The sequence below is a fragment of the Stomatobaculum longum genome (genome assembly GCA_000242235.1).
GTDB lineage: Bacteria > Bacillota > Clostridia > Lachnospirales > Lachnospiraceae > Moryella > Moryella longum.
In genome coordinates this window covers 293,594-305,616 of record JH590861.1, presented here as the reverse complement: position 1 = coordinate 305,616, position 12,023 = coordinate 293,594, and the positions used below count along the sequence as shown (strand labels likewise).

Below are 12,023 nucleotides of genomic sequence, written 5' to 3'. Positions count from 1 at the left end.
TTCTTGATAAGTACAACGATGATAGTATAGCGATACTTCCGAACGCTGTCAACTCTTTTTTCAATCTCGACAACTTTTTAGGATGCTTTGTTGCGGGCCTTATGCGGAATCACTTTCTAAGAGAGTATATACCGAAACAACGCAGGGTGTAAAGAACAAATCGCCTCCACCCGTAAAACGGGTGGTTCGGGATGCGGGCTATAAGCCCGCGTTACTAACCAGCGTCTAAAGCCACCTTGCTTTTATCACCTGGCTGCCCCTAAAGGGGCAATTATTGGCTCAATTATCTTTGATCCGTTCCAGGCTTCGCCCCGAACGGATCCCCGTATTCCTTCACGCTCATCTTGTCTTGGAGAATATCGGACCTCTCCTGGTCTCGGATGCACTTTCTTACCGCCGCATCATTCAATCCCACGGTACTTACATAGTATCCCTCTGCCCAAAAGTGCCTGTTCCCAAACTTATACTTCAGATTCGCATGCCGATCGAACATCATCAGCGAGCTTTTCCCTTATCAGGTAGCCCATGAAAGACGACACACTAATCTTCGGCGGTATGCTCACTAACATGTGCACATGGTCTGGCATCAAATGTCCTTCTATAATCTCTACGCCTTTGTATGCGCAAAGATCATGCAGGATTTGAGCCAAATCCTTCTTGTATTGATTGTAGATTATTTTTCGTCTATACTTTGGTGTAAAGACGATATGGTACTTGCACAGCCATTTGGTATGTGCAGCACTATTAGCCTTTGGCATGAAATCACCTTTCCTTTCTCAGTAGTGGCTTGGACACCTCTATTGTACGGAAAGGTGATTTCTTTGTTAAACGATTTGTCTCCACCCGCATAGCGGGTGGGTTTTTGCTTCGCAACGGTTCACTTGCTTTGCAAGCGAACCATGCTCAGCAGGCTAAAGCCAAAAGCTTCAACAGAAAACAGCAAATCCCGGGAGCGTTTGTGCTTCCGGGATTTGCTGTCAATACGGTTTATTACTGTTCGGTCTGATACTCTGCCGGAACTTCATTGAGAAGTTCCAGAGATCTCTCTTCGTTCAGCGTGTCGCACATGTCGAGGAACACGGACAGCGGGACATTCTGAATCTGCTTGTTCGAGCCGCGGACATTAATCGAAACCGTCTGTTCCGCCGCCTCGCGGTCACCCAGAACCAGAATGTACGGCGTCTTGAACTGTTTATAGTTCTTAATTTTCTCCTTCATGTTCCGGTCGGAGTAATCCGCCTCGGCGCGAATACCGTTCTTCTGTAAGAGATCGAAGACGCGCTTTGCGTATGCATTGTGTTCCTCTCGAATCGGCACAATGCCGACCTGAGAGGGCGAGAGCCAGAACGGGAAAATACCCTTGAAGTTCTCGATGATAATGCCGATAAAGCGCTCCAGCGAGCCGTAAATTGCGCGGTGAATGACGACAGGCATCGCCGTGGTACCGTCTGCTGCCTGATAGCTGAGGCCGAAGTTATGCGGAAGCTGGAAGTCCAGCTGAATCGTTCCGCACTGCCACTCTCTGCCGAGCGCATCCTTAATCTGCAGGTCGATCTTAGGTCCGTAGAAAGCGCCGTCGCCCTCGTTGATTTCAAAGCCGCTTTCACCGTACTTGTCGGTGAGAATCTTCTTGAGAGCTGCCTCCGCGCGATTCCAGACTTCGATGTCACCCATGAAGTCATCCGGGCGCGTGGAGAGCTCGGCGCGGTAGGTCACGCCGAAAGTCGAATAAACCTCATCCGCAATCGAGATGATATCCGCAATCTCCGCCTCAATCTGATTTTCCGCAACGAAGGTGTGGTCATCGTCCTGACGGAATTCCTGGACGCGGAACAGACCGTTCATCTGGCCGGACTTCTCTTTGCGGTGAAGCACGTCATACTCCGAATAACGAATCGGGAGCTCTTTATAAGAGCGGTTCTTCCGCTTGAAGGTGAGCATCGCGTTCGGGCAGTTCATCGGCTTCGCTGCCATCGTGTCGAGATTTTCACGGTTGTAGAGCACAGAACCCGCCTGAATCTTGACGGTCTTCTTCTCACCGTTCTCTTCCGAGGCGTTTTCAAGCACACCCGGAATCTCGGCATCGGCTGCGAGCCAGCCGGAGACGCCCGGCACCATGAACATGTTGTTGATGTAGTGTGCCCAGTGGCCGGAAATTAACCAGAGCTTCTTGTTGTTGATGAGCGGCGCGGAAATCTCGGTATAACCGTGGCGCGCCTGCACTTCGCGGCTGTACTTTAAGAGCGCCTGATAGAGTTTCCAGCCCCGTGGCAACCAGTACGGCATACCCGGTGCGGTCTCATCGAACATGAAGAGTTCCTGCTCTTTGCCGAGTTTCTTATGATCGCGCTCCAGGGCCTCTCGAACCAGCGTGAGATGTGCCTTCAGCTCTTCCTTGCTCGGGAAAGCATAGACATAAATCCGCTGTAAACGGTCTCTTTTCTCGTCGCCGCGCCAATAGGCGCCCGAGACCGACTTAATCTGAAAAGCGGCACCGAGAAGCTCCTGCGAATTCGCAACATGCGGACCGCGGCAGAGATCCTGGTAGTCATCACCGGTCGAATATACGGTGAGAACCGCATCCTCCGGGAGATCATCAATCAGCTCGGTCTTGAACTTCTGATCGTGAAACAGTTTTCTCGCCTCGTCGCGGGAATACTCTTTCACGCTCCAATCCTCTTTGCGCTTCAAAATCTCGCGCATTTTATTCTCGATCATCGGGAAATCATCCTGGGTCAGATTTCTCGGCAATACAAAGTCGTAGTAAAATCCATCCGCAATCTGCGGTCCGATTGCATACTGCACATTCTCTCTGCCAAAAATTTCAATGACCGCTTTTGCGAGCACATGTGCCAGAGAGTGGCGATATACCTGAAGATATGCTTCTCTATCCATTTCCTTGTCCTTCTTAATCCTCTTACTCCTACTTTGCCTCAGCCTTCAAATCAGAGGGGCGGAGCGTCAAATCAATTCTGTCCTTCACGGGGTCGACTTTAATAACCTTGACGGTCACTTCGTCGCCGATATTCACGACATCCTCAACTTTGTTGACGCGGCGGTCAGCGAGCTTCGAGATGTGAATCATACCGTCCTTATTCGGCGTCAGGTTCACGAAGGCACCGAACTCCAGAATACGCACGACCTTTCCGGTGAAAATCTGTCCCTCTTCAATCTCGGTCACGATATTCTTGATGGTCTGCACCGCCTTGTCAATCTGCGCTCTGTCAAGACCCGCGACATTCACGCTGCCGTCTTCCTCAATGTCGATGGTGACGCCGAACTCATCAATAATTTTGTTGATGGTCTTGCCCTGCTTGCCGACCACATCGCCGATCTTCTTCGGGTCAATCTTAATCTGCACAATCTTCGGCGCGTACTGGCTCACATCCGGGCGAGCCTCCGAGATGACCGGATTCATAATCTGGTTCAGAATGTACATTCTCGCCTCTCGGGTCTTTGCAATCGCCTCTTCGATAATCGGGCGCGTCAAGCCGTGAATCTTGATGTCCATTTGGATGGCATTGATGCCCTTCTCGGTTCCGGCAACCTTAAAGTCCATGTCGCCGAAGAAGTCCTCAAGGCCCTGAATATCTGTGAGAACCAGATAATCATCGTCCGTGTCGCCGGTCACAAGACCGCAGGAAATGCCGGCCACCGGGCGCGCAATCGGAACACCTGCAGCCATCAGCGCAAGGCTCGAAGCACAGACAGAAGCCTGAGAGGTGGAACCGTTCGACTCCATGGTCTCGGAGACGCAACGGATTGCGTAGGGGAACTCCTCCTCGCTCGGAATCATCGGGAGCAGCGCTCTCTCCGCGAGAGCACCGTGGCCGATTTCTCTTCTGCCCGGGCCTCTGGAAACTCTCGTCTCACCGACCGAATAGGACGGGAAGTTGTACTGGTGCATGTAGCGCTTATTCTTGACTTCGACATCCAGGCCATCGATTTTCTGCACCTCGGAGAGCGGTGCCAGGGTGCAGACATCCAGAATCTGGGTCTGTCCTCTCGTGAACATAGCCGAACCGTGAACGCGCGGCAAAAGGTCAATCTCAGCCGCGAGCGGACGAATCTCCGTAATCTGACGGCCGTCAGGACGCTTATGATCCTTCAGAATCATCTTGCGCACGGTCTTCTTCTCGTACTGGTACATTGCATCCGGAATGAGCTTGATCCATTCCTCGTTCTCGGCAAATGCCGCCTTGCAGCGCTCGGTCAACTTATCGACCGCGGCATCCCGGCTCTGCTTGTCATCGTTAAAAACAGCGACTTCCATCTCTTCCTGCGGAATGACCTCGCGAATCGCACTGAAGAGCTCCTCCGGAATCGCCGCCGATTCGTAGCTGTGCTTCTCTTTGCCGATTTCTGCGCGAATTTTTGCAAAGAATTCGATGAGCTGCTTATTTACCTTGTCCGCCTCGAAAATCGCATCGATCATGACCTGTTCCGGCACTTCCTTCGCGCCCGCTTCAATCATGATGACTTTCTCTGCCGTGCTCGCGACCGTAAGCTGAAGATCGGAAACTTTCTTTTCCGCGTTGGTCGGATTGATGACAAACTTGCCGTCAACCAGACCGACCTGGGTCATTGCGCAGGGGCCGTCAAACGGAATATCCGAGATGGTGACCGCGAGTGCGGTGCCGAGCATGGCCGTGAGCTCGGGCGAGCAATCCGGATCCACGCTCATCACAAGATTCTCGAGCGTCACATCGTTCCGGTAATCCTTCGGAAACAGCGGACGCATCGGGCGGTCAATGACGCGGTCTGTCAGAATCGCATTTTCGGAGGGCTTGCCCTCACGCTTCATGAAGCCGCCGGGAATCTTGCCGACGGCATACTGACGCTCATTGTATTCGACGGAAAGCGGAAAGAAGTCGATGCCCTCTCGCGGCTGTTTCGAAGCGGTTGCCGTGGAGAGCACAACGGTATCGCCGTAGTGCATCAGCACAGCGCCGTTCGCCTGTGCGCACACTCTTCCGATTTCTGCCGTCAGTGTTCTGCCGGCAAGTTCCATGCTATAGCTCTTAAACTCTTTGCTCATGTTTTCTCCTCTTCTTCTCCCGTTCTTCTCCCGATTCCGACTCTCTTTGTTCTTACACAACAACAGGGTGGAATAAATTCCACCCTGAGCAAGAAAGTTTCCTGTTTATTACTTTCTGAGTCCGAGCTTCTCAATCAGAGCGCGGTAACCATCCAGATCCGTCTTCTTCAGATAGCCGAGCAGGCTTCTTCTCTGACCAACCATCATGAGAAGACCTCTTCTCGAATGGTGATCCTTCGGGTTCGCCTTCAGGTGCTCGGTGAGCTCCGTGATGCGCTCGGTCAGAATTGCAATCTGAACCTCCGGCGAACCTGTGTCGCCTTCTTTTCTGCCGTATGCCTTGATGAGCTCTGCCTTCTTCTCTTTCGAAATCATAGTGTTCTCCTTCTTTCTTGGTCTGACCCGAAACTGCGGCTTCGGCGGAGTACCCCGAAGTCATAGCCTTGGGCGCTAAACTACGCGGTTATACTAGCATAAAACAGGATAAACTGTCAATCAATCGAGCTCAAATCCGCCATAATTTGCTGTTTTAATGCAGTCAGCGATGCGAATTTCTTCTCCGGTCGAATAAATCTGAGAAAGCGCAGGCGAACGCGGACGCCGTAGAGATCACCCGAAAAATCCAGAAGAAAACTTTCGAGGCGCAGCCGATGAGAAAGATGGTCCTGTTCCACGCTGGGATTGGTTCCGACATTTGTGATGCTCCGAAAGGTTCTGCCATCCGGCAGCACCGTCTCTGTCTGGTAGACCCCCCGGCGCGGCAACAGTTTCCCGGCGGGCAGAAGCAGGTTGATGGTCGGAAAGCCGAGAATACGATTGCCGATTCCGTTGCCGTGCTGCACAACGCCCTCCGCTGTATACGGCATGCCGAGCAGGGTGTTTGCTTTCGCCATATCTCCGGCCGCAAGGGCCTCATGTATCAGACTGGAGCTGATTTCCTCCCCGGCTTCCGTTTCCTTTTGGATGATGTACACCGAAAAATGCAGGCGCTCTCCGAGCGATTTTAACTTAGCCGCATTCACGGCGCCGGCTTTTCCAAACCGCAGGTCTTCTCCGCCGACAATGGCTCGCATGCGCATTGCGCCGAGCAGAATCTCCCGCACGAAATCCTCACCGTCCATTGCGGCTATCTCCGCATCAAACGGATACTCGACAATATAGTCGATACCGGCTTGATGCAGCCTTTCGCGCCGCTCCTCATTGGTTAAAATCTGCGGTCGCCGCTGCCCGGAAACCACGGCGGCCGGCGGCGTTCCGAAGGTGAAGATTGCTGTTTTCAGCCCTTGTTCCCGCGCCACGGTCAGCATAGTCGCAATGATTTTCTGGTGTCCGCGATGTTCGCCGTCAAACTTTCCGACCGCAACCACCGTGTCCTCCGGGAGATGAAATGTTTTTTGATTGATCCAGTCCTTCAAGCGTCACCTCGCTCCAAAAACATTTTCTCCGCCCAATACTGCCTGCCCTTTTTTTGAAACAGTCCGACAAAACTTCCGTCACTTAAGTAGAGGCGGACCAGAGTGCCGTTTTCATCCACCCCGTTTTCGATGACAGTCTCCGCTACCGTATTGCCGTTTTTCAGTTTTGCGTCCGCTTCGGGCAAGGCCTTCCGAGCAGGGTATAGAGCAAGACAGTCTTCGACCGAAACGAGCTTATCTTCGATTTCACCGGCCTGCATCGCTACCTCCAGTTCCGAGAGCGTATAGGCATCCTCCAGTCGGAAAGAACCTACCCTTGTTCGGAGCAGAGCTTCCATGGCACCGCCGCAACCCAACTTTTCGCCGATGTCATGGCAGAGCGTGCGGATATAGGTTCCCTTCCCGCAATTCACAGTCATCACCGCGTGCGGAAGAGCGATTTCCTCCAGACGAATATCCGAGATTTCCACCCGTTGTGCGGGGCGCTCCACCGTAATCCCCTGACGCGCAAGATCCACCAACTTCTTACCGCCCTGCTTCTTGGCCGAGTACATCGGCGGTATCTGTTCGTAGCCGCCTACAAAGCTCTGCGCTGCGGCGCGGAGTTCTTCCTCGCTGCAACACACTTCTTGCGTGCGGAGTACTGTCCCCGTCATATCCTGGCTGTCGGTCTCTACCCCGAGCAGAAGCACGGCGCGGTATATTTTGGTCCGGTCGGTCAGGAACTCCACCAGTTTGGTCGCACTGCCGAGGCAGACGGGTAAAACGCCCTCCGCCGCCGGATCCAGGGTCCCGGTATGTCCTATCTTTTTCTGATGCAGGATACCGCGGAGTTTAGCGACAACATCATGCGAGGTAAAGCCCTTTTCTTTCCGCACATTCAGGATGCCGTTAAACATGGAGCTGTGCCTCCGCTGCGCGAATCACTTCCTCCATGATTTCTTCGGCACGTTTTCCGACAATGGTACAGCCTGCTGCGCGAATATGGCCGCCGCCGCCGTACCGCATGGCAATCGCAGCGACATCGACCGGTTCCAGCGAACGGAGTGAAAGTTTCCAGCTGCCGGGCTCCATCTCGGAGCAGAGGACCGCACATTTGACACCGGCGGTGAGCCGGAGTTGTTCCGAAATTCCGTCGAGGTCGGCATGTACCGTTCCCAGGCGGCGCTGCTCTGCCTCCGTAACAATCGAATAGATAACGGTTTTATCGGCATTCTCGACCGCATGCAACAGGGCAAGACCCATGATCTGATTTTGCACGAAGGTCTTTCGATAAAATGCACCGTCAATAATTTCGCCGAACGGAATTCCTTTTTCCATCAGTTCCCCCGCTATACGCATGGTGCGTGCCGAGGTGGAACCGTATTTGAAGACACCGGAATCCGTCACGATTCCCGTGTACAGCGCCGCCGCAATGGGCTCATCCACCTGATCGGAATCCAGCAAAGTATATAAAAGCTCGCAGGTGGAGCTCGCCTCGGGTTCGCAAATCGTGGTTGCGGCAAAATGCGGATTGGTGATGTGATGATCGATATTCAAAGTGTCTTTTGCGTCGTCAAAGAGCCGCTGGAAACCGCCGAGCCGCCCCTTATCGGAGACATCCAGCGCGACGGCAAGATCCGGTGCCGACACAGCGTCCGCATCCGTTACAATCTCAGAAAAGCCGCTGAGATAATTAAATTTCTCAAGCGGCTTTTCCAGACAAACTGTAACTTGTTTGGACGGCGCTGTCTTTTTCAGATAGAGGTACATCGCAAGAACAGAACCCACGCAGTCCCCATCCGGGCGCACATGTCCCAGCAGGACAATGCTCTTCGCCCGTTCGAGCTTTTCCGTCAAAATTGCATTCATGGTTTTAATCCTCTTCCGTCTCCGCCTGCTCAGAGAGATGCAAGTCCTCCAGCACCTTGTCGATATGTGCGCCGTAAGCCATGGATTCGTCCAGGACAAATTTGAGTTCCGGTGTAATGCGGAGATTTACACTGTGGGCGAGCTCACTGCGGATAAAACCTGCGGCACTCTTTAATCCGGCGAGCGTATCCGCCGCCTCCTGTTCGCTGCCCAGCACACTCACATAAACAGTACAATAGCGTAAATCCGCTGTGACACGTGCATCGGTCACAGTGGTCATCGCCGAGATGCGGGGATCCTTAATGCCGTTCATCACGACATTCTGGATCTCCTTTCTCACCTCAGCGTTGATTCTTGTGTTTTTGATACTGCCTTTTTTCATGCTTTTTCCCTCGGTACTTCGACCATCGCATACGCCTCGACCTGATCGCCCTCTGCGAGATCGTTGAACTTCTCGAAGACAAGACCGCATTCGTAGCCAGCCGCGACTTCCTTGACATCATCCTTGAAGCGCTTCAGCGATGCAAGCTCGCCGTCAAAGATCTGATCCTTGCCTCTTGTGATGCGGGCTTTGCAGCCGCGCTGAATCTTACCGTCGAGAACATAAGATCCGGCAATCGTACCGACTCCGGAAGCTTTGAAGATAGCGCGAACCTCTGCGTGTCCGATGACCCTCTCCTCGTAGACCGGTGCGAGCATGCCGTTCAGTGCGCGCTCCACATCATCGATTGCCTGATAGATGACCTTGTAGAGGCGAAGGTCTACCTGCTCGTGCTCGGCAGTCGACTTTGCCGTCGCATCCGGGCGCACATTGAAGCCGATGATAATCGCATTGCTTGCGCTTGCGAGCGCCACATCCGACTCGGAAATCGTACCGACGCCGCTGTGAATGACCTTGACCTGTACCTCGTCGTTGGAGAGCTTGGAGAGCGACTGCTTGACAGCCTCAACCGAGCCCTGTACATCTGCCTTCACAATAATCGGCAGTTCCTTCATCTCACCGGCCTTGATCTGACCGAAGACATCGTCCAGCGAGAGTTTCGCCTTGGTCTCCTCGATGAGCTTATTCTTGCCCTCGGAGATAAAGGTCGCCGCGAAATCTTTCGCCTCTTTATCCGTGTCCATGGCAACCATGATTTCTCCGGCATTCGGCACAGCATTCAGGCCCTGAATCTCAACCGGCGTAGAGGGTTTTGCCTCCTTGACACGCATGCCTCTGTCATTCAGCATAGCGCGCACCTTACCGGAGCAGGCACCTGCCGCGACATAGTCGCCGACATGCAGGGTACCCTTCTGCACCAGAATCGTAGCAACCGGTCCCTTGCCCTTGTCGAGCTGTGCCTCAATCACCAGGCCCCTTGCGTTGCGGTTCGGATTTGCCTTCAGTTCCTTCACGTCTGCCGTGAGAAGAATCATGTCGAGAAGGTTATCGATGCCTTCGTGGGTCTTTGCGGAAATCGGGCAGATAATCGTGCTGCCGCCCCAATCCTCTGCGACCAGCTCGTACTGCATGAGCTCCTGCTTGACGCGGTCGATGTTAGCATCCGGCTTATCAATCTTGTTGATGGCGACGATGATTTCGACATTTGCCGCCTTCGCGTGGTTAATTGCCTCGATAGTCTGCGGCATCACGCCATCGTCCGCTGCGACCACAAGAACCGCGATATCCGTCGCCTCGGCACCGCGCATACGCATTGCCGTGAAGGCTTCGTGGCCCGGCGTGTCGAGGAAGGTAATCAGTCTGTCGTGTGCCTTGACCTGATAAGCGCCGATGTGCTGTGTAATGCCGCCGGCCTCACGGCTTGTGACCGAGGTCTTGCGGATGGCATCGAGAAGCGAAGTTTTACCGTGGTCGACATGACCCATGACAACAACGACCGGCGGACGGGAAACCATGTCCTCGGGATTCTCGTTTTCCTCACGGAGCAGCTCCTCAATGACATCAACCTTCTCTTCTCTTGTGCAGAGAATATCGTATTCAAGTGCGATTTCCTCGGCCTTCTCATACGAGATTTCCGAGTTCATCGTATACATTTCACCCTTCGCAAAGAGCTTTTTGATGAGATCGGAAGCCGGCCGTTTCATCATCTTCGCGAGCTCGCCGATGGTCAGCGTATCCGGAAGAATCAGTTCCTTGATTTCCTCCTCTACCTTCTCGACCTTCGGCTTCTCCGGCATAATGAACGGATGACGCGTCGCCCTTCCGTTTCTGCCGCCGGACTTAAAGCCGTCTTCTGTCTTATGGCGCTTGTCATTCTTATCTTTGAAGTTATTCTTATTCGGTCTGCTGGAAACTGTCTTCTTCACCAGAGCGCTGTCACCGGATGCCGCAGCGCCCTGTGAACCGCCGCGGTTGCCGTAGCCGCCGTTACCCTGACCCGGGCGTGCACTGAAGCCGCCCTGCCCGGTACGGGGACCGCTGCCCTGGCCGTTGCGATTGCCGTAACCGCCGCTCTGGCCGTTTCGGTTGCCGTAACCGCCGTTACCCTGGCCGCTTCGGTTACCGTAGCCGCCGTTACCCTGGCCGTTCCGGTTGCCGTAACCACCCTGACGCTGCTGGCCGCCGTTACGCGGACCGCTGTTGCCCAGCGCATTTAAACGGCTCTGAATCGCAAGTCTGGTTTCTTCCGCACTTCTTCCCTGCGGAAGACGACTGGAAACAGCTGTTTTAATCGGCGGACGGGAATCTGCCGGCTTCTTCTGCGGTGCCGCAGTCTCGGGCTTTTTCTCAACATTCTCCTTCGGCTTCTCCGCTGTCTTCTCTGCAGCCTTTTCGGTCACTGCCTTCTCCTGCGGCTTAGCGCCCTCGTTGCCGCTATTCTTCACGCGAATCTGCTGTGCGTTTTCCGGGCGGAAAACGGCTGTAAACTTCTTTTTCTTCTTGGGCTGTTCTCCCTGCATTTCTGCTCTCTCTGCCCCATCCTGCTGTGCCTTGCTTTTATCCACTCTCGATGCCTCCGTATTTTTCGGCTTGAAATAATCTCGAATCAGGTTCGCTTCTTCCGCCGTCACATTGGACATGGGGGCTGCTTTCCTCCCCTGCTTTTCCAAGAACGACAGCAGCTCCCGGTTGCTCTTACCGATTTCTTTTGACAGATCGTTAATTCTCATGTTGCATTCCTCCGATCTGTTCCAACTTTGTCAGAACTGCTTTGGTAAATCCCTCGTCTAAGAGTGCCAGCGAAGCCCGCTGCTCCTTTCCGATGGCTTTTCCGAGTTCCCCCATGGTTGAAAAACAAACAAAGGGGATTTCATAGAATTCGCATTTATTGCGAAACTTCTTTTTGGTCTGTTCCGATGCGTCCTCCGCGACGATGACCAGCGTCGCTCGAAAAGACTGTATTTCCTTTTCTGTCATGAACTCACCGCTCGCGAGCCTGCCCGCGCGCTGTGCCATGCCGAGGGATCGCAACACCTTTGTTTTTAACAGCTCAGTCTGATTCACATGGTCCATCATTCAGCTCTGTGAACTCCTTTTCCAACGCTGCATATACACTGCTTGTGACCTGTTCGCGAAAGGCGCGGTTCAATCCGTTGGTTTTCCGGCAACGCTGCAGGCAGGCGATATCCCGACAAAGGTAAGCTCCCCTGCCGTTACTGCGACCGCTTGCATCCGGATGAATACTGCCATCCGGTTCCCGTACAATCCGGATCAACTCCTTCTTAGGCTTTTTCGCGCCGCAGCCGATGCAGCTGCGCATCGTCTCCTGCTTCACGCG

The 12,023-nt window shown here is 53.7% G+C and carries 10 protein-coding genes and 1 pseudogene; all 11 read right to left on the bottom strand.

The features are described from left to right. Positions 1-283 precede the first annotated feature (283 nt). A pseudogene (tnpA, locus tag HMPREF9623_RS01295) lies at positions 284-758 on the bottom strand (IS200/IS605 family transposase). Between the two features lie 232 nt (positions 759-990). Continuing rightward, the gene (locus HMPREF9623_RS01290; RefSeq protein WP_009532082.1) at positions 991-2,895 is read right to left on the bottom strand and encodes a threonine--tRNA ligase; all 1,905 of its coding nucleotides are present in this window, start codon (positions 2,893-2,895) and stop codon (positions 991-993) included. Positions 2,896-2,923: 28 nt separating this feature from the next. Then, on the bottom strand, positions 2,924-5,038 hold the full coding sequence (locus tag HMPREF9623_RS01285; RefSeq protein ID WP_009532081.1) for a polyribonucleotide nucleotidyltransferase: 2,115 nt from the start codon (positions 5,036-5,038) through the stop codon (positions 2,924-2,926). Between the two features lie 108 nt (positions 5,039-5,146). After that, positions 5,147-5,413: a 30S ribosomal protein S15 gene (gene rpsO, locus HMPREF9623_RS01280; protein WP_009532080.1), complete on the bottom strand. Its 267-nt coding sequence runs from the start codon at positions 5,411-5,413 to the stop codon at positions 5,147-5,149. A 116-nt stretch (positions 5,414-5,529) separates the two neighbouring features. Continuing rightward, on the bottom strand, positions 5,530-6,453 hold the full coding sequence (locus tag HMPREF9623_RS01275) for a bifunctional riboflavin kinase/FAD synthetase (protein WP_009532079.1): 924 nt from the start codon (positions 6,451-6,453) through the stop codon (positions 5,530-5,532). Continuing rightward, on the bottom strand, positions 6,450-7,352 hold the full coding sequence (truB, locus tag HMPREF9623_RS01270; RefSeq protein ID WP_009532078.1) for a tRNA pseudouridine(55) synthase TruB: 903 nt from the start codon (positions 7,350-7,352) through the stop codon (positions 6,450-6,452). Before truB ends, HMPREF9623_RS01275 begins: the two co-directional genes overlap by 4 nt. Then, positions 7,345-8,304, bottom strand: a complete 960-nt coding sequence (locus HMPREF9623_RS01265; protein ID WP_009532077.1) for a DHH family phosphoesterase — start codon at positions 8,302-8,304, stop codon at positions 7,345-7,347. Before HMPREF9623_RS01265 ends, truB begins: the two co-directional genes overlap by 8 nt. 4 nt (positions 8,305-8,308) lie before the next feature. Beyond that, positions 8,309-8,686 carry a 30S ribosome-binding factor RbfA gene (gene rbfA, locus HMPREF9623_RS01260; RefSeq protein WP_009532076.1) on the bottom strand — a complete coding sequence of 126 codons (378 nt, stop codon included), beginning with the start codon at positions 8,684-8,686 and terminating at the stop codon, positions 8,309-8,311. Continuing rightward, positions 8,683-11,415: a translation initiation factor IF-2 gene (gene infB / locus HMPREF9623_RS01255; RefSeq protein ID WP_009532075.1), complete on the bottom strand. Its 2,733-nt coding sequence runs from the start codon at positions 11,413-11,415 to the stop codon at positions 8,683-8,685. The genes rbfA and infB overlap by 4 nt, the downstream gene beginning before the upstream one ends. Then, entirely contained in the window at positions 11,405-11,758 is a 354-nt protein-coding gene (locus HMPREF9623_RS01250; protein ID WP_408640632.1) for a L7Ae/L30e/S12e/Gadd45 family ribosomal protein, read from the bottom strand. Before HMPREF9623_RS01250 ends, infB begins: the two co-directional genes overlap by 11 nt. After that, positions 11,736-12,020 (bottom strand): RNase P modulator RnpM, encoded by a 285-nt coding sequence (gene rnpM, locus HMPREF9623_RS01245; RefSeq protein WP_242822148.1) that lies wholly within the window; start codon positions 12,018-12,020, stop codon positions 11,736-11,738. The genes HMPREF9623_RS01250 and rnpM overlap by 23 nt, the downstream gene beginning before the upstream one ends. Between the last annotated feature and the right edge of the window lie 3 nt (positions 12,021-12,023).